At 64.5% G+C, this 26,063-nt stretch carries 23 protein-coding genes; 10 read left to right on the top strand and 13 right to left on the bottom strand.

All coding sequences use genetic code 11. The annotated features are described in order from the left end of the window. Window positions 1–32 precede the first annotated feature (32 nt). Window positions 33–539: a GNAT family N-acetyltransferase gene (locus JFU04_RS10630; protein ID WP_201144028.1), complete on the bottom strand. Its 507-nt coding sequence runs from the start codon at window positions 537–539 to the stop codon at window positions 33–35. A gap of 180 nt (window positions 540–719) precedes the next feature. On the opposite strand from JFU04_RS10630, the gene JFU04_RS10625 reads away from it, so the two are divergent. Continuing rightward, window positions 720–1,592, top strand: coding sequence for an undecaprenyl-diphosphate phosphatase (locus JFU04_RS10625; RefSeq protein WP_120448203.1), 873 nt, complete (start codon window positions 720–722; stop codon window positions 1,590–1,592). A 64-nt stretch (window positions 1,593–1,656) separates the two neighbouring features. Here the strand turns inward: JFU04_RS10625 and JFU04_RS10620 are convergent, their stop codons facing one another. From JFU04_RS10620 to JFU04_RS10600, 5 genes are read right to left on the bottom strand one after another with little or no spacing between them, the layout of a single operon-like run. After that, window positions 1,657–2,619 (bottom strand): Dyp-type peroxidase, encoded by a 963-nt coding sequence (locus JFU04_RS10620; protein WP_065905847.1) that lies wholly within the window; start codon window positions 2,617–2,619, stop codon window positions 1,657–1,659. A gap of 49 nt (window positions 2,620–2,668) precedes the next feature. Beyond that, window positions 2,669–3,487: a sugar phosphate isomerase/epimerase family protein gene (locus tag JFU04_RS10615; RefSeq protein WP_201144027.1), complete on the bottom strand. Its 819-nt coding sequence runs from the start codon at window positions 3,485–3,487 to the stop codon at window positions 2,669–2,671. Between the two features lies 1 nt (window position 3,488). Further along, entirely contained in the window at window positions 3,489–4,688 is a 1,200-nt protein-coding gene (locus JFU04_RS10610; protein ID WP_201144026.1) for an NAD(P)/FAD-dependent oxidoreductase, read from the bottom strand. Then, complete coding sequence (locus JFU04_RS10605) at window positions 4,685–5,011, bottom strand: MocE family 2Fe-2S type ferredoxin (protein WP_065905839.1); 327 nt, start codon at window positions 5,009–5,011, stop codon at window positions 4,685–4,687. Before JFU04_RS10605 ends, JFU04_RS10610 begins: the two co-directional genes overlap by 4 nt. Window positions 5,012–5,040: 29 nt before the next feature. Continuing rightward, window positions 5,041–6,135 (bottom strand): fatty acid desaturase family protein, encoded by a 1,095-nt coding sequence (locus JFU04_RS10600; protein WP_106804393.1) that lies wholly within the window; start codon window positions 6,133–6,135, stop codon window positions 5,041–5,043. Between the two features lie 162 nt (window positions 6,136–6,297). Here JFU04_RS10600 and JFU04_RS10595 point away from each other — a divergent pair, with 162 nt between their 5' ends. Then, window positions 6,298–7,347 (top strand): LacI family DNA-binding transcriptional regulator, encoded by a 1,050-nt coding sequence (locus tag JFU04_RS10595; protein ID WP_065905835.1) that lies wholly within the window; start codon window positions 6,298–6,300, stop codon window positions 7,345–7,347. A 311-nt stretch (window positions 7,348–7,658) separates the two neighbouring features. Here the strand turns inward: JFU04_RS10595 and JFU04_RS10590 are convergent, their stop codons facing one another. Then, the gene (locus JFU04_RS10590) at window positions 7,659–9,623 is read right to left on the bottom strand and encodes a sigma-54 interaction domain-containing protein (RefSeq protein WP_120448200.1); all 1,965 of its coding nucleotides are present in this window, start codon (window positions 9,621–9,623) and stop codon (window positions 7,659–7,661) included. Window positions 9,624–9,807: 184 nt separating this feature from the next. On the opposite strand from JFU04_RS10590, the gene JFU04_RS10585 reads away from it, so the two are divergent. From JFU04_RS10585 to JFU04_RS10575, 3 genes are read left to right on the top strand one after another with little or no spacing between them, the layout of a single operon-like run. Beyond that, entirely contained in the window at window positions 9,808–10,827 is a 1,020-nt protein-coding gene (locus JFU04_RS10585) for a Gfo/Idh/MocA family oxidoreductase (RefSeq protein ID WP_201144025.1), read from the top strand. Beyond that, a complete protein-coding gene (locus JFU04_RS10580; protein ID WP_065905829.1) occupies window positions 10,824–11,603 on the top strand; it encodes a TIM barrel protein in 780 nt (259 codons plus the stop codon). Before JFU04_RS10585 ends, JFU04_RS10580 begins: the two co-directional genes overlap by 4 nt. 19 nt (window positions 11,604–11,622) lie before the next feature. Continuing rightward, complete coding sequence (locus tag JFU04_RS10575) at window positions 11,623–12,549, top strand: sugar ABC transporter substrate-binding protein (protein ID WP_065905828.1); 927 nt, start codon at window positions 11,623–11,625, stop codon at window positions 12,547–12,549. A gap of 600 nt (window positions 12,550–13,149) precedes the next feature. Here JFU04_RS10575 and yghU read toward each other — a convergent pair. The 4 genes from yghU to JFU04_RS10555 are packed head-to-tail and all read right to left on the bottom strand — an operon-like array spanning window position 13,150 to window position 19,777. Next, entirely contained in the window at window positions 13,150–13,986 is an 837-nt protein-coding gene (gene yghU, locus JFU04_RS10570; protein ID WP_106804398.1) for a glutathione-dependent disulfide-bond oxidoreductase, read from the bottom strand. Between the two features lie 2 nt (window positions 13,987–13,988). Then, window positions 13,989–15,434, bottom strand: a complete 1,446-nt coding sequence (locus tag JFU04_RS10565) for an efflux transporter outer membrane subunit (protein ID WP_201144024.1) — start codon at window positions 15,432–15,434, stop codon at window positions 13,989–13,991. After that, entirely contained in the window at window positions 15,427–16,596 is a 1,170-nt protein-coding gene (locus JFU04_RS10560; RefSeq protein ID WP_106804400.1) for an efflux RND transporter periplasmic adaptor subunit, read from the bottom strand. The genes JFU04_RS10565 and JFU04_RS10560 overlap by 8 nt, the downstream gene beginning before the upstream one ends. A gap of 1 nt (window position 16,597) precedes the next feature. Next, window positions 16,598–19,777 (bottom strand): efflux RND transporter permease subunit, encoded by a 3,180-nt coding sequence (locus tag JFU04_RS10555; protein WP_201144023.1) that lies wholly within the window; start codon window positions 19,775–19,777, stop codon window positions 16,598–16,600. 275 nt (window positions 19,778–20,052) lie between these two features. On the opposite strand from JFU04_RS10555, the gene JFU04_RS10550 reads away from it, so the two are divergent. After that, window positions 20,053–20,526, top strand: coding sequence for a MarR family winged helix-turn-helix transcriptional regulator (locus JFU04_RS10550; protein WP_207200648.1), 474 nt, complete (start codon window positions 20,053–20,055; stop codon window positions 20,524–20,526). 12 nt (window positions 20,527–20,538) lie between these two features. Here JFU04_RS10550 and JFU04_RS10545 read toward each other — a convergent pair whose 3' ends face one another. After that, window positions 20,539–21,765, bottom strand: coding sequence for an MFS transporter (locus JFU04_RS10545; RefSeq protein ID WP_201144022.1), 1,227 nt, complete (start codon window positions 21,763–21,765; stop codon window positions 20,539–20,541). A gap of 64 nt (window positions 21,766–21,829) precedes the next feature. Here JFU04_RS10545 and JFU04_RS10540 point away from each other — a divergent pair, with 64 nt between their 5' ends. From JFU04_RS10540 to JFU04_RS10530, 3 genes are read left to right on the top strand one after another with little or no spacing between them, the layout of a single operon-like run. After that, a complete protein-coding gene (locus JFU04_RS10540) occupies window positions 21,830–22,828 on the top strand; it encodes an AraC family transcriptional regulator (protein ID WP_201146368.1) in 999 nt (332 codons plus the stop codon). Further along, on the top strand, window positions 22,825–23,337 hold the full coding sequence (gene mug, locus JFU04_RS10535; protein WP_201144021.1) for a G/U mismatch-specific DNA glycosylase: 513 nt from the start codon (window positions 22,825–22,827) through the stop codon (window positions 23,335–23,337). The genes JFU04_RS10540 and mug overlap by 4 nt, the downstream gene beginning before the upstream one ends. 38 nt (window positions 23,338–23,375) lie before the next feature. Next, window positions 23,376–23,978: a glutathione S-transferase family protein gene (locus JFU04_RS10530; RefSeq protein WP_201144020.1), complete on the top strand. Its 603-nt coding sequence runs from the start codon at window positions 23,376–23,378 to the stop codon at window positions 23,976–23,978. A gap of 18 nt (window positions 23,979–23,996) precedes the next feature. On the opposite strand, the gene JFU04_RS10525 is transcribed toward JFU04_RS10530, so the two are convergent. Next, window positions 23,997–24,764 (bottom strand): SDR family NAD(P)-dependent oxidoreductase, encoded by a 768-nt coding sequence (locus JFU04_RS10525; protein ID WP_201144019.1) that lies wholly within the window; start codon window positions 24,762–24,764, stop codon window positions 23,997–23,999. Between the two features lie 137 nt (window positions 24,765–24,901). Here JFU04_RS10525 and JFU04_RS10520 point away from each other — a divergent pair, with 137 nt between their 5' ends. Beyond that, the gene (locus JFU04_RS10520; RefSeq protein ID WP_201144018.1) at window positions 24,902–26,050 is read left to right on the top strand and encodes an aldose epimerase family protein; all 1,149 of its coding nucleotides are present in this window, start codon (window positions 24,902–24,904) and stop codon (window positions 26,048–26,050) included. Window positions 26,051–26,063: the final 13 nt, after the last annotated feature.

Below are 26,063 nucleotides of genomic sequence, written 5' to 3'. Positions count from 1 at the left end.
GCGGCTTGGCCGCCTTGAGTTCAACCCTATGTTCAGTGCAGCGCCGCGCGGGTAATCAGGTAGCTCACCAGTTGCGGGTCATCGTCCAGCTCGAGGGTCTGCACCGGGCGTGGCAGGTTATCCAGCACCGTGCGCCAGAACGCCTGGGACACTTCGTCCTGGTCATAGAAGCGCACCAGCCAATTGGCGTGACCACTGCACAACACCTGCGTGGCGATGGCGCGGCCAATGCCTTTGCGGCGATAGCGCTTGAGGATAAACAGGTCGGCCAGTTCCAGGGCGTCGAGGCCAGGCAACTCACTGCCTTCGATCAGCAGGAAGCCGGCGATATAGCCATCGACCAGCAACAGGTTGGCGCTCCACTGCGGATCATGCCAGTAACGGGTCAGGTGTTCGTCGTGGATGTAGAAGCGGCCATCGGCCTCGACGTCTTCCTGCTCCCAGTCCGACGACTCGTAGGCGTAGTACTGGTAGAGATTGCGGATCAGCTCGGCGTCTTCGGGCCCGGTCTGGATCAGTTCAACAGTGGTTTCAGGCATGGGGGTCTCGGTGAAAAAACGCAGGGCGCCATTGTTCACAAATCCTCTCGCCAGGCCAATACATTGTCTAACCTTTCTGCTTGCTGAACCGAATGCGGATTTGTCTGGCGCGGCCTAAAACTTTGAAACATTTGGAATAAACTCCGCCAGCCCTCCCCTTTTTCTCCAAGGACATGCATTTTGACAAACGTCTGTTCCGCCGGCCTGGATGTAGGCTTTGCCTCCCTGGATTACCTGCAGATCTTTATCCTGGGCGTAATCCAGGGCATTACCGAGCTGCTGCCGGTGTCGTCCACCGCCCACATGCGGGTGGTGCCCGCCCTGCTCGGCTGGCAGGACCCCGGCTCGGCGTTTTCGGCGGCGATGCAGCTGGCGGCGCTGGCGGCGGTGGTCAGTTACTTCTGGCGTGATGTGCGCCAGGTGGTCACCGGCAGCATCGGTGCGGTGCGCCAGGGCGACTACGACAATCAGTGGTTCAAGCTGGCGGTGGCGATTGTGCTGGCGACCATTCCGATCGGCATTGCCGGCCTGGCCCTGTCTTCGACGTTGAACGCCTGCAACTCGCCGTTGCGCGGGCTGATGGTGATCGGCATTTCCTGCGTGGTGATGGCCGTGCTGCTGGCGGTGGCCGAAGTGCGTGCCCGGCATACCCGCGACATGAGCCAGATGCGCCTGCGCGATGCACTGATCGTCGGCATTGCGCAGATCGGCGCGCTGATCCCCGGCGTGTCGCGCTCCGGTTCGACGCTGACGGCCGCGTTGTTCCTCAACTTCAAACGCGAGGAAGCCGCGCGATTTTCGTTCCTGCTCGGCCTGCCCGCAATCGCCCTTGCCGGCTTGAAAGAGCTGTGGGTGCTGCTGCACGCCGACATGCCCGTACACGCCTGGCCGCACCTGCTCTTTGGCCTGGTGGTGGCCAGCGTCTCGGCATTCTTTGCGATCTGGGGCCTGATGAAGTTTTTGGAACGGTTCTCCACCTGGCCGTTTGTGATTTACCGCGCGTTGCTCGGGGTGTTCCTGATCGTCGCAGTCAGTACCGGCTTGCTGAGCTAAAACCGCTTCTGTAGTAGCCGGCTTGCCGGCGCCTACAGTTGGGATGCGTACTTCCTGGGTCGTGCTATTGCCCGATCGTTCGGTCGGCCAGCTCTTCCAGCAGGTCGGCCGAGGGCACGAAGAACAGGCCGCCGGTGACCGCCGTGCTGAAGTCCAGCAAACGGTCATAGTTGCCCACCGGGCGGCCGACGAACATGTTCTCCAGCATCAACTCCAGAGGCTCCGGCGAGCGCGCGTAGCCAATGAAGTAGGTGCCGAACTCGCCGGCACCCGGGCGGCCGAAGGGCATGTTGTCACGCAGGATTTTCACTTCCTCGCCGTTCTTGTCGGTGATGACCGTCAATGCGCTGTGGGAGTTGCTCGGCTTGGTCTCCTCATCCAACTCGATATCCGAGAGTTTGGTGCGCCCGATCACCTTCTCCTGGGCTTCGACTGTCAGGCCGTTCCAGGCCGTCATGTTGTGCAGGTACTTCTGCACCAGCACATAGCTGCCGCCCTCGAATTCCGGGTCTTCGGCGCCGACGATGGTGAACCCCACGGCCTTGCGGCCTACCGGATTTTCCGTGCCGTCGACAAACCCGATGATGCTGCGCATGTCGAAGTAGCGGAACCCCTGGACTTCATCCACCACCTTGACACTGTCGCCCAGCGCAGCCATCACGTGGGTGGCGAGTTCAAAGCACAGGTCCATCTGCTCGGCGCGGATATGCAGCAGGATATCGCCGGGCGTCGACACCGCCATGCGCCCTTCCACACCGAACTCCCGGAACGGGTGCAGCGCCGCCGGGCGTGGTGCGCCGAACAATCGATCCCAGGCATCCGCACCAAACCCGCAGACACAGGTCAAGTTGCCCGCCGGCACCCGCTTGCCCACCGAACGCACCAGCCCGGCGATGTCCGCGCACCAGGCGCGCACGTGGTCTTCACGGCCGGGAGTGACGGTGGCGACCATGAAGATCGCGCTGCTGGTGATCGGGTGGCAGACGGACTGCGGCTCAAGAGGCGGCTGAACGGAGGAAGTCGGCATGGGGCAAATCCAGGCTAAGGGCGAGAGTGAACCCGCGCAGATTAGCAGATCATTTCTGACACTCCTGCCACACATCGCGAATCAACGCCTTGAGCTTGAGCGCTTCGGCCCAGCGATCACTGATCTCGCGACCGTCGGCGCCGGTGATCGCATAGGGCGGCGGGCCGAGTTCGCAGGTGAAAGACAGGCTCTGCGGGGTGTCGGGACGCGCCAGCCAGTCCTCGATGCCGTAGCGCCACCAGCCGGCAAACCGCTCGACCCACGCTTGATGCTGGGGAAATTCGAGCGAGACCTGCACCTGCTCGCTGCTCGCCACGCGGCCATGAAAGCCCCAGCTGTGACGCAGGATCGTGCGTATCTGTTGATCATCCTCGACGGCCCCCGGCTCGGGCAACTCGCGGCCGACCACGTAGTGCGACAGGTCCGCCAGCAGCTTCAGGTCGGGCATCTGCGCCAGCAGGTCGAGGGTGAACAACAGGTCATTGGTGAGGCGATAACGGTGGGTTTCCAGCAGCACCGGAAAGTCCACCTGCTCGGCGAGGCGCTGCCAGCCTTCGACCAGCCTGGCGGCCTCGGCCTGGCTGCGCGGCCGCACATCGGCTTGCAGGGTCAGGTGATGGCAGCCATGACGGCTGATGACATCCAGCGCCGCCGCCAGATCATCCACGGTCTGCGGGAACAACTGACCTTCGATCTGCAAGCCGCGGGCGCTGGCGGCGGCGTGCAGGCGCGCGACATCCGCAGCTTTCCAGTAGTGGTCGGTGACGCCATCGAAGCCTGCGGCGGCGATACGCTCCAGCTGTGCTTCCAGGGGACCGGGCTCGGTTTGCATGGCCCACAGCGATTGAAATACCAGAAATTGGCGCATATCAGCCTCGCAGCAATTGTTTAAGCGACAGGTCGGGGTCGGCCAGGCTGGTGGGGTTGAGCGGGACGCGTGCACTGATCAGCCGTTCGCAGAGCTTGATGTCCTTGGCCACGCTGTTGCCCGGCGCCCAACCGCAGGCGCCTTGCAGGTGGTGCTCGGCATCCAAGTAGAACAGCAGCAGGCCGCCCGTGGGCAAGGGTCGGCTGACGGTCAGCGCGGTGCTCACGCCGACCGTCTGCAAGCCCCAGTCGTACTGGTCGGACCAGAAACCGGGAAGCGACTCGAACGCCAGCTCGCGCCCCAGCAGGTTCAGCGCGGCGTGCCGGCCCTGGGCCTCGGCATTGCGCCAGGTTTCCTGGCGCTGATACTGGCCGTCCAGGCGAAACTCGCAGACATCGCCGGCCGCGTAGACATTCGGCGCGCTGGTGCGCAAGTGCGCGTCGACACGAATGCCCTGCCCGATGTCCAAGCCTGCCGCTGCAGCCAATTCGATATTGGGCTGCATGCCGATACCGACCACCACCAGGTCGCAGGGCAACCGTTGCCCATCGACCAGCACCACCGCGTCAACGTCGATGGACTCCAGGGCCACATTCAAGCGCACCTCCACGCCGTGAAGGCGGTGCACGTCCAGCAGGGCTTCAGAGATGACCGGCGGCAGCACGCGCCCGGCCAGGCGTGGACCGGCCTCCAGCAAGGTGACGTCGCACCCGAGGCTGCGCGCCGTTGCCGCCACCTCCAGGCCGATAAAGCCACCACCGACCACCACCAGCCGGGCGCCAGGGCGCAACGCGGCTTTCAGGGCCAGCGCTTCATCGTGGGTGCGCAGGTACAACACATTCGCCTGGGCCTGGGGCAGGCGGCGCGCCCTGCCCCCGGTGGCCAGCAGCAACCCGGCATAGGCCAGCCACTGGCCGTCGGCCAATTGCAGGCGCTGCTGCGCGGGGTCCAATTGACGCACCGGGTTGCCGGCGATGTGTTCAATGTCCAACTCGGCCAGCCGCGCCTCGTCGCACAGGCTGCACCCCGCCAGGTCGATGCTGCCCTGCAACAACCCCTTGGACAGCGGCGGGCGCTCGTAGGGCAAATGCGCTTCATCGCCGATCAGGATCAGGCGCCCGCTGTAGCCTTCTTCGCGCAGGGTCAGCGCCGCACGGCCACCGGCATGGCCGGCGCCGACGATGATCAGGGCGTCGTTCATCCTGCCGCCGTGACGGCGAGCAACACCCGCCCCGCTTCGACCCGCACCGGATAAGTCTTGAGATTGACGCAGACCGGCGCGCCGAGGGCCTTGCCGGAGCGGTAATCGAAACGCCCGTTGTGCTTGGGGCACTCGATCACGTGGTCCATCACCAGGCCATCGGCCAGGTGGATTTTTTCGTGGGTGCACAGGCCGGCGGTGGCGAAAAATTCATTCTCGGCCGAGCGATACACCGCATAGGTATGTGGCCCGTGGTCGAAGCGCATCACGTCTTCTTCGTCTATTTCGCCCACGGCGCAGACGTCGATCCATTGATCGTTCATGGCGATTATCTCTTGTTTTTTAAAGGGGCTCAGCCTGCAGTGGCTTCTGCATGCACGGCGGTCGTGGCGGCGGGCTCGGTGCGCTGGCCAATCGGGCGTTGCACGAAGTACGTGGGATCGCTGCGCTGCTTCCAGATCGTCGGCAGGATCTCTTTGTACGCCTCGAGGATATTCGCGTACGGCGGCGGGCAGTCGCCGCGAATCTCTTCATGCAGCTGCGCCAGGGCGTGGTACGGCACCATTGGGTACATGTGGTGCTCGAGGTGGTAGTTCATGTCCATGTAGATAAAGCGCAGCACGCGGTTCATGTAGATGGTGCGGCAGTTGCTGCGGTGGTCCAGCACATCTTCGGCCAGGCCTACGTGCTGGGTGAGGCCGAACAGGTAGCCAAGCCAGGCCCCATAGAGGCTCGGCAGGCCCACCAGCATCAGCGGCAGCCAGCTGTGCAGGTACAGCGCAGTGCCAATGACCAGCGCATAAATGCCGACCCAGATACGCGCGGCGCGAAACACTTTGGGCCACTCGGATTCAGGGATGAAGTCCTGCTCCTGCGCACTCATCTGGCCGATGGCATGGCGGGCCACGCCACTGAAGGTTTTCCAGGCCAGCGGCAAGTTGAACAGGCTGAGAAACATCATCCACAGGCTGGGCGGGCGCGGCTCGACGATCTCCGGGTCGCGGCCGACAACGATGGTGTCGGTGTGATGCCGGGCATGACTCCAGCGCCACACATGGGGTTCGAAGATGCACATGAAGCTCGCCACCTGGTACAGCGCGTCGTTCATCCAGCGAGTCTTGAACGCGGTGCCGTGGCCGGTTTCATGCCAGCGCGGGTTGGACGCCGTGCCGTAGAGCACGCCGTAGGCCATGAAGAACGGTACGCAGGCCCATGAGCCCCAGAACCAGTAGCCGCCAAAGCCGGTGACCAGCAGCGCCGAGATCCAGAGGGCGGTGTCGAGCAAGGCCGGGCCGTCGCGGCGCTGCATCAATTCTTTCATGCGTTTACGCGAAATCGGCGATTGGTACCAACTGGCCGAGACCAGGCCTTTTTCCGCCGCGCGGGCAGCCTCAGGGCCGGTCAGGCTGTAGTCACGACGGGTGGGATGAGCGGTGTGTCCAGGCATTGTTATTGTTCTCCGCAAGCGTGGGTGTTCAGGTGCCTTGCGAAAGAAACCATAGAGCCTGGGTAAATCACCCTCAAGGCCTTGAATCCATTCCCTATCAAGCTATCATCCAGGCCCAGCGGGGCTTGATAGTTTTCTATCAAGACGCTCAAGGGGCCTGTCATGAACAACAATAAACGCCCGACCATCGCCACCGTGGCCGCCCAGGCGGGCCTCAGTGTGGCCACCGTCGACCGGGTCCTGAACGCTCGCGCGCCGGTCAACCCGGACACTGCCGAACAGGTGTTCCAGGCCGCCGAAGCCGTGGGCTATTTCGCCGCGCGACTGATCGGCCAACGCATTCGCGAACGCCGTCCCACCTACCGCTTCGGCATCCTGCTGCTGGGCACCGCCCAGGCGTTCTACGCTAACCTCGCACACTCGATCAGCGACGCCGCGCAGCACCACGCCACGGCCAACCTGACCTGTCAGTTCGACTACATCAACGACCGCACACCCAGCGCCATCGTCGCGCAGATCGAGCAACTCGCCGTGCAATGCGATGCGCTCGCGGTGGTCAGCTTTGCCCATCCGCTGATCAACGCCTGCCTGGCGCAAATCCGCGCAGCCGGCGTGCCGGTGGTCGCGTTGCTTTCGGATATCCATGAACACGGCGTCGAGCCCTATGTCGGCCAGGACAATCACGTGGTCGGACGCACCATGGGCTGGCTGCTCGCCCGCACCTGCGGCGCGCGCAAAGGCAGCGTCGGGATCCTGTTGGGCGGCCACCGTTTCCTCGGTCACCAGGCGCGGGTCGAAGGCCTGCACAGCTACCTCGCCGAACACGCGCCGGGCCTCAAGCCACTTGAGCCGCTGATCAACCTCGACAACTGCGACATCACCGAAGAAGCCACCCTCGACCTGCTCACCCGCCACACCGACCTGCGCGGCCTGTGCGTGGTCGGCGGTGGCGGCGACGGCGTGATCAATGCCCTGGCGCAACTGCCCAAGCGCCCGACGCTGTGCAGCATCCTGCAGGAGTCCACCGCGCTGTCCCGCCAGGCACTGAGCCAGGGCCTGATCGATGTGGTGATGGACTCACAGCCCCGGCAGACAGCGCACGCACTGGTGCAGTTGCTGGTGCAATTGCAAAGTGGCGAAGGGTTTGATCCGCTGCGGCATCGAGTGCATATAGCGCCGCAGATCGTGACGTCGGAGAACATGGGGGCTTGAGGGCTGGTGCTTGGGGGACGCGGAGCGTCCGTTGAGGCATTCCCACGCAGAGCGCGGGAACGATCGGTGAGGAGCGTTTTTTCATGGTTTGTAAGGGGCCAGCAAGGCCATCTGGAACAATCCTCGCCGCTGCTGGAATCGGTGGCCCGTCTGCGTTCAGGGTGGCTCTGTGTTCGGAGCATCTTGGGGTGCGCTGCCCCGCAGTTCAGCCAAAGACCGCGCCATCGATCCTTACCTGCCCACCCCTGCTGTGAATGCGCCGGCTTGCCGGCGATGGCGTCCTCGTTAGGGAATCGCCGGCAAGCCGGCGCCTACAGGGGGCTGCGAAAATCTGCGGCACTCAGGCCAAACCGGCTCATCTTGTTGTACAGCCCACCCCGCGACACGTTCAGTTGCCGCGCGGCCAGGCGGATGTTGCCGCGGGTGGTGGTGAGCGCGGCGACGATGGCGTGCATTTCGTGGCTGCTCAGGTCCTGGGCGGGCTGGGGTTCGTAGTGGCGCAGCGTGGCGCGCGGTCTGGTTTCCAGGGGTAAATCGGCCGCCTGGATCAGTTCGCCCGTCGCTAGGTTGGTGGCGCGCTCGACGCTGTTTTCCAGCTCACGCACATTGCCCGGCCAGGCGTAGGCCGAGAGCATTTCCAGCGCTTCGGGGGAAAAGCCCTGCACCGTTTTACGCAACGAACGCGCACAGCGCGCAAGAAAGTGTCGCGCCAGCAGCGGGATATCTTCACGGCGCATGCGCAGGGGCGGCACGGTCAGGTTCAGCACATTGAGACGGTAGTAGAGGTCTTCACGGAATGCACCCTCGGCCACTGCCTGGCTGAGGTTGCGGTGGGTGGCGGCAATGATGCGCACGTCCACCTGCCGCGAGTTCTTTGCACCGACGCGGGTGATTTCGCCCTCCTGCAACACTCGCAACAGGCTGACTTGGGCGTCGAAGGACATGTCGCCGATTTCGTCGAGAAAAATCGTGCCGCCATCCGCCAATTCGAACTTGCCCGCCGAGCCGCCACGGGCCGAGCCGGTGAAGGCCCCTTCGACGTGGCCAAACAGTTCGCTTTGCACCAGGTCCCGTGGGATCGCGCCGCAATTGACCGCCACAAACGGGCCATTGGCGCGGTCGCTGGCATTGTGGATGGCCTGGGCGAACAGCTCCTTGCCGGTGCCGCTTTCGCCGAGGATCAGCGTGGTGGACTCACTGCGACTGGCGATGCGCCCCAGGTGCAGCGCGTCCTGGATGGCCCGCGAGGTGCCCTGGATGGTGTCGAAGGTGTAGCTCGCCTGGGTGCCGACGATGCGCCGGGTGATCTCGCGGATGCGCCGATTTTCACGCAGGGACACGATTACCCCGCCCTGCTCCAGCGGGCACACCGAGACCAGGCACGCGAGCTGGCTGCGGTTGTGCAGGTGAAAGGTGCAGTCAAGATCGCGAACCGCCTCACCCAGCGCGTCGCTCAATTCACTGCGGCCCAGACGCTGGAACGGCTGGCCAAGCAGTTCCAGCCCCACGCCGAACAACTGCCGGGCATAACGGTTGAGGGCCTTGATACAGCCGCGCTCATCCAGTACCACCAAGCCTTCGTTGAGCACTTCGAGCACTGTTTGCTGTTCTTCCAACAACCCTTGCAGGGCCATTTGTCGCGACACTGCCTCGGCCGCCGCCTGCACCGTGCCCAGGGTATGAAAGTGAAACCAGCCGGGTTCGGCGGTCAGGGTCAGCATGGCCAGCGTCTGGCCCTGGGCGTTTTTGATCGGCGCCGCGGCGCAGTGCATGCGGCGCTGGCGCAGGCCGCTGGCGAAGTTTTCCTCGGCCAGCACGTACACCAGGTGGTCCTCGGCCAGCGCCAGGCCGGTGCAGTTGGTGCCCTGGACCGACTCGAGCAGGCGACTGCCAACGGGGGTGATATCTAGCCCACAGAAATACAGGGTGGTGCCATCGGCATCGGTGAGATTGATATGGCCGCGCGGGTTGTAGGCCAACAGCCCATGCATGACTTGCGCTGCTGCGGCGATCAGCACGCGATGGCTGGCCAGGGTGGCGGCAAGCGTATCGGCGCTGGCAAAGCGGTAGGCGTTGTCTGCCGGGTCGATCCCGGCCTCGACGCTGCGCCGCCATGAATCCCAAATCACCTGGCGGACCGCCGCCGGGCGTTCGACCTGGCCACTCCGGCAAGCCTGCCACGCGTGCTCCAGCGCGGCCACCGGGCCGTCATTGAGCGCCGCCGGGCCCAGGGCCGTGAGGTAGTCGAGGTCTTGCACGCTGAACGCCATGCTCATCGGATTATCCATGTGTAGATTTTTGACATGTCAGTATAGACATGTCATTTAAATGAACACATTTTGTTTATTTATATTAATTAATCCTTACACATCAATGACTTGTGAATTGGCACAGGCTTTGCTCCCGCCCCTGTGCCTGCCAGGACCGTCCTGGGGCCAACAATAAAAAAGGGGTCACTTCATGAGTACACAGAACATCCGCCTGGGTTTGATCGGTGCCGGTCGCATGGGCAGCTTTCACGGCCTTACCGCCGCCCGGCATATCCCCGGCGCCTGCCTGGCCGCCATTGCCGACCCGACCCCAGGCCAAGCCGCAAGGCTGGCGGCGGAACTGGGCGTGGAGAAGGTCTACACCGACCCGCAGCAGTTGCTCGACGACCCGGACATTGACGGCGTGCTCATCGCCGCCCCGGCCCGCAGCCATGCCGAACTGGTGATCCGCGCCGCGCGCGCCGGCAAGGGCATCTTCTGTGAAAAACCCATGGCCATCACCCTCGATGAAGCCGACCGCGCCATCGCCGCCGCTGCCGATGCGCAGGTTCCGCTACAGGTCGGGTTCAACCGACGATTCGCCAAGAGCTTTCGCACCGCGCACCTCGACGCGGCGGCCGGGCGTATCGGCACACCGCAGCTGTTGCGCTCGTTGACCCGCGACCCGGCGCTGAACAACCCGGCCAACTCGCCACAGTGGGTGATCTTCCTGGAAACCCTGATCCACGACTTCGACACCCTGCGCTACCTCAACCCCGGTGCAGAAGCGCTGCAGGTGTATGTGATGGCCGACGCGCTGATCGCCCCGGAATACAAAAGCAAAGGGTTCCTCGACACCGCCGTGGTTGCGATCCGCTTTGACAACGGTGCGATTGCCACCGCCGAAGCCAACTTCCAGGCGGTGTATGGCTACGACGTGCGCGGCGAAGTGTTCGGCAGCGCGGGCATGCTGAGCATGGGCAGCCTCAACGAGTCGGACCTGGTGCGCTACCTCGCCGAGGGCATCCAGGCCGACACGCAGCGCATGGACACTGACCTGTTGCGCGACGCCTACATCGCCGAGCTCAACCATTTTGTCGACTGCCTGCGCACCGGCGCCCAGCCCCTGGCCAGCGGCGAAGACGCGCGCGCAGCCCTCGCAATTGCCCGCGCCTGCATCGAGTCGTTCGAAACCGGCAAGGCCGTGGCCGTGCAGGGAGCCCGCCGATGATCCCGTTCAAACTGGCGATCAGCGCGGAGATGGTGTTTCTCGACCTGCCGTTTGTCGAGCGCGTACAGCGCATTCATGCACTGGGTTTCAGCGCCGAAATCTGGAGCTGGACCGACAAGGATATCGCCGCACTGGCGGCCACCGGTGCTGACTTCACCTCCATGACCGGCTATATCAGCGGCACCCTCACCGACCCCGACGGCATCCGGTCATTGCTCGACAGCGCACGCGAGTCCCTGGGCGTGGCCGCGCAGCTGAACTGCCCGAGCCTCAACCTGCACGGTACCGGACTGGGTGAAGGCGGCCTGCCGGTGCGGCCCGTCACCCAGACCACCGGGCGCATGTGGCTGAGCGCGTGCAAGACCCTGGAAAAAATCGCACGCCTGGGCGAAGACGCCGGTCGTGTGTTCCTGCTGGAAAACCTCAACACCGAGGTCGACCACCCCGGTGTGCCGTTCGCCCGCGCCGACGAGACCCTGGCGCTGATCGAAGCCGTGGGCAGCCCGCACTTGAAGATGAACCTGGACCTGTACCACGCGCAGATCGGCGAAGGCAACCTGATCGAACTGATCCAGCGTGCCGGCAGCGCCATCGGTGAAATCCAGGTAGCCGACGTGCCCGGGCGCCAGGAGCCGGGCACCGGCGAGATCCACTACCCGGCCATCGCCAGGGCCTTGCACGCCATGGGTTACACCGGCGTGGTCGGCCTCGAAGGCTGGGCCAGCGGCGACAGCGAGCTGGCCCTGGAGCGGTTCCGTCAAGCTTTCACCCTATAACAATAAAAGGAACATTCTCATGCATCGCTATTCATTGATCGTTGCCGCGTTTCTACTGCTGTTCAGCCAATGGAGCTTCGCCGCGTACCGCATCGGCGTGAGCATCGCGCGGGTCGACGATAACTTCATGACCTACGTGCGCACCGGCCTGGAAGCCGCCGCCAAACAACAGGACGTGCAGATCCAGTTCGAGGACGCCCAGGGTGATGTGGTGCGCCAACTCAACCAGGTCGAAGGCTTCCTCAACCAGAAAGTCGATGCGGTGATCGTGCTGCCGGTCGACACCTCGGCCACCGCCAACATGACCCGCGCGGCCGTCGCCAGCAAAATCCCGCTGGTGTACGTCAACCGTCACCCGGACGAACGCACGCTGCCCAAGGGCGTGGTCACCGTGGCCTCCAACGATATCGAGGCCGGGCAACTGCAGATGCGCTACCTGGCGGAAAAACTCGGCGGCAAGGGCAATGTGGCGATCATCATGGGCGACCTCGCGCAGAACGCCACCCATGACCGCACCGAAGGCGTCAAGCAGGTACTCAAGGACTTTCCCGGTATCAACATCGTCGAGCAGCAGAGCGCCGAATGGCAACGCAGCAAAGGCATGGACCTGACCAGCAACTGGCTGCTGGCGGGCACGCCGTTCGACGCAATCGTGGCGAATAACGATGAAATGGCGATCGGCGCCGCCATGGCATTGCAGCAGGCGGGCAAGGCCAAGGGCGAGATTGCGATCGTCGGCATCGACGGCTTGCCCGATGGCTTGGCCGCGATCAAGCGCGGGTTGCTCACTGCCTCGGTGTTCCAGGACCCCAAGGCCCAGGCCACCCAAGCGGTGCAATCGGCGATCCGGATGATCAAGGGTGAACCGATTGAATCGGAAGTGTGGGTGCCGTTCGAATTGATCAAGCCCGAGCAGGTGGCGGTGTTCGAACAGCGCTACAAATAGGCGGGTACATGAAGATCCACACGCGGAGGCGGTGGATCAGCTGCATCATGGTTGACTGACCCACCGCCATCGCGGGCAAGCCCGCTCCCACAGTGGAACTGTGTCAGGCACAGGAATCAGGCCTGCCCCTCCACAAACTGTGGGAACTGAGCCAGCCACAGAATTCAGTCCAGCCACAAATCAGTGTGGGAGCTGGCTTGCCTGCGAAGGCGGTGGGTCAGCTACATCATGGTTGACTGACACACCGCCTTCGCGGGCAAGCCCGCTCCCACAATGGAACTGTGTCAGGCACAGGAATCAGGTCAGCCCTCCACAAACTGTGGTAGGTGAGCCAGGCACAGGAATCAGGCCTGCCCCTCCACAAACTGTGGGAACTGAGCTAGACACAGGATTCAGTCCAGCCACAAATCAGTGTGGGAGCTGGCTTGCCTGCGAAGGCGGTGGGTCAGCTGCATCATGGTTGACTGACACACCGCCTTCGCGGGCAAGCCCGCTCCCACAGTGGAACTGTGCCAGCCACAGGAATCAGGTCAGCCCCTCCACACACTGTGGGAACTGAGCCAGGCACAAGACCCCGGCCGGCCACACGTTCACCGACTGTCAGTCCAGATCACTCGCAGCGTGCCGCTCTGCCAGCTGCTCTTCCGGCGCCCCGGACACTCGGTTCACCCGCCGCCCGCGCTGCACGGCAGGTCGCGCTTCGATCGCCTCGGCCCAGCGCAGTACGTGCTTGTACTCGTGCACCGACAAGAACTCTGCCGACTCACCATACAGGCGGCCTTTGACCAACCCGCCATACCAGGGCCAGATCGCAATGTCGGCGATGGTGTATTCATCCCCGGCAATGTACTCGCTCACCGCCAGGCGCTGGTCCAGCACATCCAGCTGCCGCTTGGTTTCCATGGCAAAGCGATTGATCGCGTATTCCATCTTGCTCGGCGCATAGGCATAGAAATGCCCGAAACCACCGCCCAGGTAAGGCGCGCTGCCCATCTGCCAGAACAGCCACGAAAGGCACTCGGCACGCGCGGCGGGCTCTGTCGGGAAGAATGCCCCGAACTTCTCCGCCAGGTACTGCAGGATCGCGCCGGACTCGAACACGCGGATCGGCTGCGCACCGCTGTGATCCATCAAGGCCGGAATCTTCGAATTCGGGTTGACCGCGACAAAGCCGCTGCCGAACTGGTCGCCGTCGCCGATCTTGATCAGCCAGGCGTCGTATTCCGCGCCGGTGTGCCCCAAGGCCAGCAGCTCTTCCAGCAGGATGGTGACCTTCTGCCCGTTGGGCGTGGCCAGGGAGTACAGCTGCAGCGGGTGCTTGCCCACCGGCAAGACCTTTTCGTGCGTCGCGCCGGCGATGGGCCGGTTGATACTGGCGAAGGTGCCGCCACTTTCGGTGTCCCAGGTCCAGACCTTCGGGGGTACGTAGTCGGTCATGCTTACTTCTCCTTGGTTTCAGTACTGTTCGATGTCGCCAGTTGGGCCACGTTCCATCCGCCGCCCAGGGCCTTGATCAGGCCCACATTAGCGCTCAATTGCTGGGTTTGCAGTTGCAATACGCTGCGCTTGGCGTCCAGCGCCGCCACCTGGGCGGTCACCACGTCCAGATAGGCCACCGCGCCCTGGCGGTAACGCGAGGTAGACAGGTCCTCGGCGTATTGCGCCGCAGCGGCAGCATCACGTTGATCCTCCAGGGCCGCGCCCAGGCCGGCGAGCTGCGACAGGTTGTCTTCGACCTGCTCGAACGCCGCCAACACCACGCCGCGGTATTTGGCCGCCGCTTCATCGGTGGCAGCCTTGGCAATGTCCACCTGGGCCTGGCGCGCGCCGCCGTCGAACAGCGTGCCCACCAGCGACGGGCCAATCGCCCAGAACAGGTTCGGCGCACTGAGCAGGCGGGCAAACTCATCACTTTGATAACCGCCCTGCGCACTCAGGGTGATCTGCGGAAACCACGCGGCCTTGGCCACGCCGATACGCGCATTGGCGGCCGCGATCCGGCGCTCGGCAGCGGCGATATCCGGGCGCCGTTGCAACAGGCTGGACGGCACGCCGGTCGGCACCGTCGGCAAGGCTATCGGCGCGACATTCACCGCCACGCTATAGGTCGACGCCGACTCGCCGAGCATCGCCGCGATCGAATGCTCGAGCAGCGCGCGCTGCACCTGGCTCTGGCTCAACTGCGACTTGACCGTCGACAGCTGCGTGCGCGCCCGCGCCACATCCAGCCCGGAGACGATGCCGCCGCCGTGCAGGCCTTCGGTCAGGCTCAAGGCCTTGGCGTAGGCGTCGCGGCTCTGCGCCAGCAGTTGGTTCTGCCAGTCGATGCCGCGCAGGCGCAGGTAACTGTCGGCCAGTTGCGCCTGCAGGCTCAGGCGCACCGAGGCGAGGTCGGCCTTGGCCGCTGCGGAATCACTGGTGCCCGCGGCGACGGTGTCGCGCACGCGGCCCCACAAGTCGACTTCATAGTCGACCTCCAGGCCCAGGGTCGCGGAGTTGTAAATATCCGGCGAGGTCGCCGAGCGCAGCGGCTTGGTGTCCGACTGGCGAATGCGCTGGCCGTTGCCAATCGCCGACACCGTCGGGAACAGCCCCGAGCGCGCCTGGGCCACATAGCCCTGGGCTTGCTGATAGTGCGCCAGCGCCGCGCTGAGATCCGGGTTATTGCGCAGCAACTGTTGCTCCATCGTCTCCAGCTGCGGGTCGTTGTAGAGGCGCCACCAACCGTCACGGTTGGCCTGGTCGTCGGGGCTGGCGACGGTCCATGGCCCTTGGGTGCGGAACTGCGCCGCCACCGGCGTGGGCGGCACCTTGAGTGGTGGTGCGAGGGAACAGGCGCCCAGGCCCAGGCAGGCGGCCAGGGCCAGCAACGTAGGCTTAGCCATGAGGTTTGACCTCGACAGGCGCGGCGGCCAATTGCACCGCATCATCATCGGCAAGGCCATCCGGCGGCGTGTCGATCACGCGGTCGGCGGCTTGCAGGCCACTGGCGATTTCCACGCTGTCGCCAAAGTCGCGGGCGATGCTCACGGTCTTGAAACGCACGTGGTCCTGCGCATCCAGGGTCGCGACGCGCATGCCCTTGTCATCGAACACCAACGCGCTGGACGGCACGCGCACCACGTCGGCCTGCACCGGCAGGTCGAACTGCACGCTGGTGTAGCCGCCGGGCAAGAGCCGTCCACCGGGGTTGTCGACCAGCAACTGCACAAGGGTGCTGCCGGACGCCGCGTTCACCGCATCGGCGGTGGCGATCACCTTGCCGGTGAAGGTTTCGCCACGGTATTCCGGCACGCTCAAGCGCGCAGTGGTGCCTTCGCGGATCTGCGGTGAGAAGGTCTGCGGCACTTGCACGTAGACGCGCAGGCGGCTGACATCGGCCACCGCGAACAGCTCTTTGCCGGCCGTGCCGCCGGCGCTGATCAACGCGCCGACATCCGTGCTGCGCGCGGTGACCACCCCGGCAAAGGGTGCCACCAGGCGCTGGAAGCCCTTGGTCGCGACCAATTGGTCGACGTTCGCCTTGGCCGCCGCCACCTTGGCCTGCTTGGCGGTCAGGTCACCGGTGCGCTCATCGACGTCCTGGCGCGACACCGAATCGGTCGACAGCATGGCCTGCCAGCGCTTGGCGGTGGTCTGGGCCAGGTTCGCATCGGCCTGGGCCGACGCCAGCGTGGCGCGGGCCTGCAGCAACTGCTGGTCGAGTTCGGGGGTGTCGATTTCAGCGAGCACCTGCCCGGCCTTGACGCGAGTGCCGATGTCGACGTTCCAGGATTTCAGGTAGCCATTGACCCGCGCAAAGATCGACGCGCGCGAATATGCCTCCATGCGCCCCGGCAGATTGAGCACCGGGCCCTGGGCGATGACCACCGGTTTGATCAGGGTCACGCTGGGCAAGGCCTGGGCGTCGGTCCAGGTCTTGAGGTCCCGCGATTCACTGGCGCGCACGCCGATGCCGACGCCAACGATAAGCACCACGACCACCCCGCCCACGATCAGCCACAGCAGGCCACGGGAAGACTTTGGTTTGGAAAGAGCAACGGACATGTCAAACCCCTTGGGTAACGGTGGTCGCAACCCGGGCGTGCTGGCGACGCCCGTGGACCAGACTGAAAATCAGCGGAACCAGAATCAACGTGGCGACGGTGGCAAACGCCAGGCCACCGATCACCGCACGGCCCAGCGGCGCGTTCTGCTCGCCGCCCTCGCCCAGGCCCAGGGCCATCGGCGCCATGCCGATGATCATCGAGATAGCGGTCATCAGCACCGGGCGCAGGCGGGTGAAGCCGGCCTCCAAGGCAGCCTGTACCGCATCGCCGTGCACCGCCAGGCGTTCACGGCAGAAGCTCACCACCAGGATGGCGTTGGCAGTGGCCACGCCCATGCACATGATCGCCCCCGTCAGCGCCGGCACCGACAGCGGCGTGTGCGTCACGAACAGCATCCACACGATGCCCGCCAGCGCCGCCGGCAACGCGGTGATGATCACAAACGGATCGGCCCACGACTGGAAGTTGACCACGATCAGCAGGTAGATCAGCACAACCGCGCCGAGCAGCCCGAACAGCAAGCCGCTGAACGCCGCGTTCATGGTCTGCACCTGGCCCTGCAGGATCACTTTGGAGCCGGTCGGCACTTCACCGGCGTGGGCCGCAATGATCTTCTGGATATCCGCCGCGACGCCCCCCAGGTCACGGTCCTGGATCGCCGTGAGCACCTCGACCACCGGCTGGATATCCGACTGGGTGAACACCGAGTTGCCGTGGCTGCGCTGGATGTTCGCCAGGCCGCCAAGGGTCTGGTCGGTGGCCGCGCCGGCGCTGCCGCTCAACGGCAGGTTGTGCAGCGCCGCCAGGGTGTCGAGGCTGTATTGCGGGGTCTGCATGACGATCGGATAGGAAATCCCGTTGGCCGGGTTCAACCAGAATGTCGGCGCCACCTGGCTGGAACCGGCGAGGTTGACCACCAGGCTGTTGGTCACATCGCGCTCGGTCAGCCCGACCAACTGCGCGCGGGTGCGGTCGACGTCGATATTGAAAGTCGGCAATTGCCGCGACTGCTGGATGCGCGCATCCACCACGCCGGGCACCCGGCGAATATCGCGCAGCAAGGCACTCGCATAGGTGAAGTTGCCCGCGAGGTTATTGCCGGTGATCTGCAGGTCGATAGGTGCCGACGAGCCGAAGTTGAGGATCTGCCCGACGATGTCCGAGGCCGGGAACGAGAACACCGCGCTGGGGAATTCCCGTGGCAGGGTTTCGCGCAGTTCGCGCATGTATTCGGCGGTCGGGCGGTGGTCTTCGTTGAGGCTGATCTGGATATCGCTGTCCTGGGAACCCACGGTGCCGGTGTTGTTGTACACCACGTTGATGCCGCTGATGGACAGGCCGATATTGTCGACCAGGGCCTTGAGTTCGGTGGCGGGAATCTTGCGCCGGATCGCGTTTTCGATATCGGCGATCAGGCGCGCATTGCTTTCCACCCGCGTGCCGACCGGCGCCCGCACATGCAGCAGGATCAGCCCGGAATCGACCTCGGGGAAGAAGTTGCGCCCAAGGAACGGCACCAGCGCGAACGACACCGCGACAAACGCCAGCAGGCCGATCACCACCGTGCGGCGATGGTGCAAGGCGGTGTCAAGGACACCGTGGTAACGCTCGCGAAACGCTTCGAAACGCCGTTCGAAACCGCGCTGGAAATTCACCAGCGGATTGCGTGACGGCGCAGGCCCGGCTTCGCCATGCACATGCGGCTTGAGCAGGTAGTTGGCGAGGGTCGGCACCAGGGTTCGCGACAGGATGAACGAGGCAATCATGGCGAAGATCACCGCTTCGGCCATCGGCACAAACAGGAAGCGCGCCACGCCGTCGAGGAAGAACATCGGCACGAACACGATGCAGATACACAACAGCGACACGAACGCCGGGGTGACGATCTGCGCGGCGCCGTCGAGAATCGCGGCCTCCACCGGCTTGCCCTGCTCCAGGTGCCAGTTGATGTTCTCGATGGTCACCGTGGCGTCGTCCACCAGGATCCCCACTGCCAGCGCCAGGCCACCCAGGGTCATGATATTCAGGGTTTCGCCGAGGGCCGAGAGCGTGGCGATCGAGGCCAGGATCGCCAGCGGAATCGAGGTGGCGATGATCACCGTCGAGCGCCAGCTGCCGAGAAACAGCAGGATCATCAGGCTGGTCAACGCCGCCGCGATCAGGCCTTCACGCGCCACGCCACTGATGGCCGAGCGCACGAACAGCGACTGGTCGCCGATCAGGTCGATATTCAGGTTGGGCGGCAAGGCGGCCTTGTTGTCGGCGAGTTTTTCCTTGATCCCGGCGACCACGCCCAGGGTCGACGCCGAACCGGTCTTGAGCACCGGCAGCAGCACCGAGCGGTTGCCGTTGACGTGCACGATGTTGGTTTGCGGCGGGTTGCCGTCGCGCACGGTGGCCACGTCGCGGATCAACACCGTGGTGCCGTCGGCGGTCTTGATCGGCAGGTTTTCCAGGTCATGGAAATCCGACGGGGCGTTATTCAGTTGCAGGTTGAACTCGTAGCTGCCGATCTTCTGCGTGCCCACCGGGGTGATCAGGTTCTGCGTGGCCAGCGCCGTTGCGACATCCTGCGCCGACAGGCCACGGGCTTGCATGCGCGCCGAATCGAGGTCGATCTGCACCTGGCGACTCTTGCCGCCGAACGGGTATGGCAAGGCTGCACCGGGCACGCTGGTGAGCATCAGGCGCACCTGGTTGAGGCCGATATCCCCGAGGCGCTGCTCGCTCAGGCCGGGGCCCGACAGCGCCAGTTGCACGATGGGCACGGTAGAAGCGCTGTAGTTGAGCACCAGCGGCGGTACGGTACTCGGCGGCAGTTGGCGCAGGATCGCCTGGGACACCGACGTCACCTGGGCGTTGGCGGTGCTGATGTTGACGCCCGGCTGGAAGAAGATCTTGACGATCCCGTAGCCGTTCATCGACTGCGCCTCGATATGGCGGATGTCGTTCACGGTGGTGGTCAGCACCCGCTCGAACGGCGAGGTGATGCGCCCCGCCATCTGGTCGGGCGGCAGGCCGGTGTACTGCCAGATCACCGCGATCACCGGGATGCGGATCTCCGGGAAGATATCCGTGGGCGTGCGCCAGGCCGCGAGCGGGCCGATGATCAGGATGAAAATAGCCAATACCAGGAAGGTATAGGGGCGCCGCAATGCGATGCGCACGAGGCTCAGCATAGAAGGTGATCCGGACAGGGGGTTGGATGAGCCAGCAGGCGTTGCCATGCCGTTTTCCCGCCTCGCCCCATGTGGATCCTGGGGAGTTTTCAGCGACATCCAGGTCACAAAGAGGCATACGCCACAATATCGAATTTAGTGGCGTACGCAACTAATTTGTTTCAAGCTGTCTCAGTATTCATCTAAAGGGCATCTCCGGTCTGAAAGGCCTTGTCCTGAGAGGTCTGGCAGGCATAATCGCCAGCGTCGAGTTTTGTATCAGAGAGTATCCGCCCTTGAAATCCGCCAAGCCTTGCACAGACAACCCCAGCGCCTGCGTAAACGGTGCCGTGCGCCGCACCTCGCGGCGCCTGGGCCAGATCTATGACGAGGCCTACGCGCCCTGCGGGTTGAAAGCCACCCAATACGCGGTGCTCAACCATATCGCCAAGGCCGGCACGCCGAAGATGGGCGAGCTGGCGCAAACCCTGGTGATGGACCTCTCGGCACTCGGCCACACACTCAAGCCGCTGGTGCGCGATGGGCTGGTGGAGTTGCGCGTGGACGAACTCGACCGCCGCACGCGGCGCGTGCTGCTGACCGAGCAAGGTGTGCAGACCCATGCGGCCGCCAAGCGCATTTCGAACAAAATGGCCGAGCGCTTTGACCTCGCCTTCGGCCGTGAAGCCGCGGCACAGCTGCGCCAGACTCTGGACCTGATTGCCTCTGATGCGTTTGCCCAAGCCTTGCTGGCCCAGGCAGACGACTGACGCCCACCCGGCCTAGACGTGCAGCGCCACACCTGCGGCGCCGGCGTGCCCCGGTACCTGTACCCGCAGCGCGATCAACCCGGCCGCCACCACCATCAGCACGCCGCCGGCGATAAACACCCCGTTGATCCCGCTGAGACTGAACATCACCCCTCCCCCTGCCGCCCCGGCGGCAATCGCCGATTGCACCGATGCCACCACCATGCCGCCGGCGCTTTCGGCCTGATCCGGCACGGCGCGGGCCACCCAGTTCGACCACGCCACCGGCACGCCACCAAACGCCATGCCCCACAGCGCCAGCAGCAGCGCCTGCCCCGGCAGTGACGCCGGCAGCAGCACCAGCGCCAGCGCGGCCACGCCCACCAGCAAGGGCATCAGCACCAGGGTGGTACGGGGATGGCGCACCAGCAGCCAACCGGCCAGTAACGTGCCGGCAAAGTTCGCCACGCCGAACCCGAGCAGCATCAGCGCCAGCCCTTCGCTGCCAACCCCGGTAGTGCTTTCCAGGAACGGCCGGATATAGGTGAAGAGCGCAAAATGTGCGGTGTGTACCAGCACGCAGCCGAACATGCCGATGGCGATACCCGGACGCAGCAGCACCTCCAGCACGGTGCGCAGGCGCGCAGTGCCAGTCGGCGCCAGGCGCGGCAACGTCAACAGTTGGAAGGCCAGCGTCACTCCCCCCACCGCCGCTGCGGCGAGAAACGCACTGCGCCACCCGTAGAGACCGCCGAGGTAGCTGCCCAGCGGCACGGCAACCACGGTGCCCAGCGCAATGCCACTGAATATGATCGACAGCGCACGCGCCAACAGCGCCGCCGGCACCAGCCGCATGGCGACGGCCGCCGCCATGCTCCAGAAACCTCCGAGGGCGATGCCGAGCAGCACGCGCATCACCAGCAGCACCCACAGGCTGGACGAGCACGCCACCAGCAGGTTGGACGCGATCATCAGCGTGGAAAACCCCAGCAGCACCACACGTCGGTCGATGCCACGGGTCAGGCCTGGCACCAGCAGGCCGGCGAACAACGCCACCACCGCCGTCACCGTCACTGCCTGCCCGGCCAGCGCTTCGGACACGCCAAGGTCCAGCGCCATCGGCGTCAGCAGGCTGGCGGGCAGGTATTCGGCGGTCAACAGGCCGAACACCCCCATCGCCAGGGAAAACACCGCCATCCACGCCGGGGTGGCCGGCTCGGCCCTGCTGTCGACAGGGGCATGGGACACACATTCGTTCATCACAGACATCCTCAGGCTATTAGCGTGGCGGCCAGTCTAGGTGTGGCCCTCAGGATGATCTATGATGCAAACCCTTGAGTTTTTGATCGAAACCCCGAACATGACCGCCCAGAACGCTTTTGACGTGTCCTCCGAGCTGATCAATGAACTGCTGCGCAGCATGCGCCTGAGCGGTGTGCAGTACCGGCGCATCCAGGCCGGGCCGGTGTTCGGGGTGAGCTTTGCGGCCAAGCCCGGGCATGCGTATTTCCACTTTCTCGCCGCCGGGTGCGCCACCTTGCGCCTGGAAGACGGCAGCCTCTACGAGCTGTCGGCGGGCAATGCCGTGTTTATCGCCCACGGTGGCGCACACGCGCTGGTCTCCAGCCCGCAGGCTTGCGTGCAGGACATCACCGACTTCGACGCCGCGCCGCTGGGCGATAGCGTCTGCGCGGTGAATGCCTCGCCCGAGACGCCCTCCTGCACCCTGCTGTTCAGCGCCTGCATGGCGTTCGAACTCGACAGCCTGCAAGGCCTCGGCAGCCTGATGCCGGCCTTGATGCTGATCGACGCCGGCGGCCAGCGTTACCCTGGCCTGATGCCGATCCTGGCGGTGATGGAGCGCGAAGTCTCCAGCGCGCGTATCGGTTACGCGGGGATTCTCGCGCGCCTGGCCGATGTGGTGGCGGCGATGATCGTGCGCGGCTGGGTCGAATGTGCCTGCGGCAATGCCTCGGGGCTGGTGGCTGCGTTGCGTGACCCGCGCCTGGCTGGCGCCCTGCTCGCCCTGCACCAGCAACCGGGGCGCGACTGGAGCGTGGCCGAGTTGGCGGCGCATTGTCATACCTCGCGCTCGGTGTTTGCCGATCGGTTCCAGGCCACCCTCGGCATCCCGCCGCTGCGCTACGTGACCGAGTTGCGCATGCGCCTGGCGGCCCAATGGTTGACCCTGGAGCGCTTGCCCATCGAAGCCGTCGCGTTGCGGCTCGGCTACACCTCCCAGGCGGCGTTCAGCCGCGCCTATAAACGCATCACCGGGCAACCGCCCGGCGCCAGCCGCCAAGGCTTGCGGAGCCCGGCATGAACGAGCGGCTCGAAGACATCCTCGCCGACCACCTGGACGTGGTGTTCTGCGGCATCAACCCCGGCAAAGGCTCCGCCGCCCTCGGCCTGCACTTTGCCAACCGCAGCAACCGCTTCTGGCGCACCTTGCACCTGGCCGGTTTCACCCCGCACGAAATCCGCCCCGAAGACGGCCCCACGCTGCTGCACTACCGCTGCGGCCTGACCACCGTGGTCGAGCGCCCCACCGCCAGCGCAGGCGAGCTGGCCCGGCATGAATTCACCGATGCGGCGACGGCCTTCGAAGAAAAAATCCGCCGGTATGCACCACATGTCGTCGCCTTCCTCGGCAAGGCCGGCTACAGCGCCTTGTCCGCTCAGCGCGAGATTGCCTGGGGGTTGCAGCCGCAGCTGCTGGGCGGTGCGTCGGTGTGGGTGTTGCCCAATCCGAGTGGGCGCAACCTGGCGTTCAACCTGGAGCAGTTGGTGCAGGCGTATCAGCAATTGCGCAGGGCAAGCGATTGCCCTTAATCTCTTCGGCCCATCACCCTGGTAGCAATGGAGGCTCAATGAAACTGATCGGCATGCTGGACTCGCCCTACGTTCGCCGCGTGGCCATTTCCCTGGAGTTGTACGGAATCGACTTCGTGCATGAGTCCTTGTCGGTGTTCCGCACCTTCGACGAGTTTGCGCAGGTCAACCCGGTGGTCAAGGCTCCTACGCTGGTGCTCGACGACGGCACGGTGTTGATGGACTCCAACCTGATCCTCGATTACCTGGAAGCGCTGGCCCCGGCCGGGAAAAAGCTGCTGCCCGAGCAGCCCACGGCACTCGCCCGGGACTTGCATGCGCTGGGCCTGGCGCTGGCGGCCTGCGAGAAAAGCGTGCAGATCGTCTACGAGCACAACCTGCGGCCAGCCGAGAAGCTGCATGCCCCCTGGCTTGAGCGCATCAGCGGCCAATTACTTGCGGCCTATTCGCTGCTCGACAAGCACTTGGCCGACACCGACAGTGAGGCACTGACCCAGGCCTCGCTGACGGCGGCAGTGGCCTGGTCTTTCAGCCAGCTCACCGTGGCGTCGGTAGTGAAGGCGGATGCCTTTCCCCATGTGCGACGTCACGCCGAGCGGCTGGAACAGCATCCCGCCTTCAAGCAATACCCGATCGAGTAAGCCCTCTGGGGCCTGGCATCAGACCCAGCCGCCGTCGACGATGAAGTTCTGCGCCGAGCACATCGCCGACGCGTCCGAGGCCAGGAACAACGCCATGTTGGCGATATGCTCCGGCAGCACGCTGCCCGGCAGGCACTGGCTGCGACTGATCAGGTCCCTGGCCGCATCGTCCACCCACATCGCCAGCTGCTTTTCGGTCATCACCCAGCCGGGCACCAACGTGTTGACGCGAATCCGGCTCGGCCCCAGCTCGCGCGCCAGGGCGCGGGTCATGCCATGCGCGGCGGCCTTGCTGGCGGCGTACACCGGGTAGCCGGCCGAGGCCATCATCCAGCCGACCGAACCGAGGTTGATGATCGACCCGAAGCCTGCGGCTTTCATCATCGGCACCACGGCCTTGGCAGCGAAAAAGGCGTGCTTGAGGTTGACGGAAATCAGTTTGTCGAAGGTATCCGAATCGACCTCCTCCAGGGTGTGACGTACGTCATTTGCCGCGTTGTTCACCAGCACGGTGATCGGCCCCAGCGAGTGCTCGAAACGCGCGATGGCCGCCTTGTAGGCGATCTCGTCGGTGATATCGCAATGGCCGAATTCGACGCTGTGCCCCTGTGAACCGAGCAGCGCCGCCAGGCGCTCGCCCTGGCTTTGGGCGCGATCGACAAACCCGACCCGGGCGCCCTGTGCAGCGAAGGCGCGCACCATGGACTCGCCAATCCCCGAAGCACCTCCGGAGATCAGTACGACCTTGTCCCTGAGGTCGGGATAAACAGCCTGCTGGATACTCATATCGCGCTTGCCTCGCCTAATTAGTCTTATTTTATTTTGCAAATACGTGGTTAAAGGCTATAAATCTGCTGTCTCAACCACGAAATATCGCACATTAGTAGAACTATTCCGACAAAACAACAAAAGGAAGTTCGACCATGAAGTACCCTCGATACCTGCTCTCGGGCCTGGCCATGTCCCTGCTGGTTGCCAGCGGTGGCGCCCAGGCCGCAGGGCTCAGCAGCGAACACAAACCCTTCGGCAAAACCAACGACGGCACCGCCGTCGAACAGTACATCCTGCGCAACAGCCACGGCATGCAGGCCACGGTGATCACCTACGGCGGCGTGCTGCAGTCGCTGAAAGTGCCGGACAAACACGGCAAGGTCGAAGACGTGGTGCTCGGCTTCGACAGCGTCCAGGGCTACCAGGCCGGCACGGCGTTTTTCGGCGCGACCATCGGGCGCTTCGGCAACCGCCTGGCCGGGGGCACCTTTGAACTCGACGGCACGCGTTACCAGGTGCCGCTCAACGATGGCCCAAACTCGCTGCACGGTGGTGCCCAGGGTTTCGACAAGCACGTGTGGAAGGCCGAGCCAGTCAACGACAACGGCTCTGTCGGGGTGAAGCTGAGCTACCTGTCCAAGGACGGTGAAATGGGCTTTCCCGGCAACCTGAAAACCGAGGTCACCTACCGCCTCAACGACAACAACGAGCTGCACATCGACTACCAGGCCACCACCGACAAACCCACGGTGCTCAACCTGACCAACCACAGCTACTTCAACCTGGCGGGCGCCGGCAACGGTGACATCCTCAAGCACGTCGCCACCTTGCATGCCAGCCACTACACGCCCGTCAATGCCACCTTGATCCCCACCGGCGAACTGGCACCGGTCAAAGGCACGCCGATGGACTTCCTGAAACCCACGCCGATCGGCCAGCACCTCAAGGACGATCACCCGCAGCTCAAGTTCGCCGAGCCAAAACAAGGCGGGTTTGACTTCAACTGGGCGCTGGATACCCGGGGCGACATCAAACAGCTGGCGGCCGACGTGCATGACCCGGCGTCGGGTCGGCGTCTGCAGCTGTACACCACCGAGCCGGGCGTGCAGTTCTATACCAGCAACTTCCTGGATGGGACGGTGAAGGGCAAAGCGGGCAAGACCTACGCGCACTGGAGCGGCTTCACCCTGGAAACCCAGCACTTTCCCGATGCGCCGAACCAGCCGGGCTTTGCCTCGACGCGCCTGGACCCGGGGCAAACCTACACCCAGCACACCGTGTTCAAATTCTCCGCCGATTAACCGCAGCAAGCGG

Source organism: Pseudomonas sp. TH21 (assembly GCF_016651025.1).
Taxonomy (GTDB): domain Bacteria; phylum Pseudomonadota; class Gammaproteobacteria; order Pseudomonadales; family Pseudomonadaceae; genus Aquipseudomonas; species Aquipseudomonas aylmerensis.
This window is presented reverse-complemented; position numbering and strand designations above follow the sequence as displayed.

Bases quoted from the DNA above. Each gene is read 5' to 3' on its own strand.
- JFU04_RS10630 (WP_201144028.1), bottom strand. From the start codon at position 539: ATGCCTGAAACCACTGTTGAACTGATCCAGACCGGGCCCGAAGACGCC.
- JFU04_RS10620 (WP_065905847.1), bottom strand. From the start codon at position 2,619: ATGCCGACTTCCTCCGTTCAGCCGCCTCTTGAGCCGCAGTCCGTCTGC.
- JFU04_RS10615 (WP_201144027.1), bottom strand. From the start codon at position 3,487: ATGCGCCAATTTCTGGTATTTCAATCGCTGTGGGCCATGCAAACCGAG.
- JFU04_RS10610 (WP_201144026.1), bottom strand. From the start codon at position 4,688: ATGAACGACGCCCTGATCATCGTCGGCGCCGGCCATGCCGGTGGCCGT.
- JFU04_RS10605 (WP_065905839.1), bottom strand. From the start codon at position 5,011: ATGAACGATCAATGGATCGACGTCTGCGCCGTGGGCGAAATAGACGAA.
- JFU04_RS10600 (WP_106804393.1), bottom strand. From the start codon at position 6,135: ATGCCTGGACACACCGCTCATCCCACCCGTCGTGACTACAGCCTGACC.
- JFU04_RS10595 (WP_065905835.1), top strand. From the start codon at position 6,298: ATGAACAACAATAAACGCCCGACCATCGCCACCGTGGCCGCCCAGGCG.
- JFU04_RS10590 (WP_120448200.1), bottom strand. From the start codon at position 9,623: ATGAGCATGGCGTTCAGCGTGCAAGACCTCGACTACCTCACGGCCCTG.
- JFU04_RS10585 (WP_201144025.1), top strand. From the start codon at position 9,808: ATGAGTACACAGAACATCCGCCTGGGTTTGATCGGTGCCGGTCGCATG.
- JFU04_RS10580 (WP_065905829.1), top strand. From the start codon at position 10,824: ATGATCCCGTTCAAACTGGCGATCAGCGCGGAGATGGTGTTTCTCGAC.
- JFU04_RS10575 (WP_065905828.1), top strand. From the start codon at position 11,623: ATGCATCGCTATTCATTGATCGTTGCCGCGTTTCTACTGCTGTTCAGC.
- yghU (WP_106804398.1), bottom strand. From the start codon at position 13,986: ATGACCGACTACGTACCCCCGAAGGTCTGGACCTGGGACACCGAAAGT.
- JFU04_RS10565 (WP_201144024.1), bottom strand. From the start codon at position 15,434: ATGGCTAAGCCTACGTTGCTGGCCCTGGCCGCCTGCCTGGGCCTGGGC.
- JFU04_RS10560 (WP_106804400.1), bottom strand. From the start codon at position 16,596: ATGTCCGTTGCTCTTTCCAAACCAAAGTCTTCCCGTGGCCTGCTGTGG.
- JFU04_RS10555 (WP_201144023.1), bottom strand. From the start codon at position 19,777: ATGCTGAGCCTCGTGCGCATCGCATTGCGGCGCCCCTATACCTTCCTG.
- JFU04_RS10545 (WP_201144022.1), bottom strand. From the start codon at position 21,765: ATGAACGAATGTGTGTCCCATGCCCCTGTCGACAGCAGGGCCGAGCCG.
- JFU04_RS10540 (WP_201146368.1), top strand. From the start codon at position 21,830: ATGCAAACCCTTGAGTTTTTGATCGAAACCCCGAACATGACCGCCCAG.
- mug (WP_201144021.1), top strand. From the start codon at position 22,825: ATGAACGAGCGGCTCGAAGACATCCTCGCCGACCACCTGGACGTGGTG.
- JFU04_RS10530 (WP_201144020.1), top strand. From the start codon at position 23,376: ATGAAACTGATCGGCATGCTGGACTCGCCCTACGTTCGCCGCGTGGCC.
- JFU04_RS10525 (WP_201144019.1), bottom strand. From the start codon at position 24,764: ATGAGTATCCAGCAGGCTGTTTATCCCGACCTCAGGGACAAGGTCGTA.
- JFU04_RS10520 (WP_201144018.1), top strand. From the start codon at position 24,902: ATGAAGTACCCTCGATACCTGCTCTCGGGCCTGGCCATGTCCCTGCTG.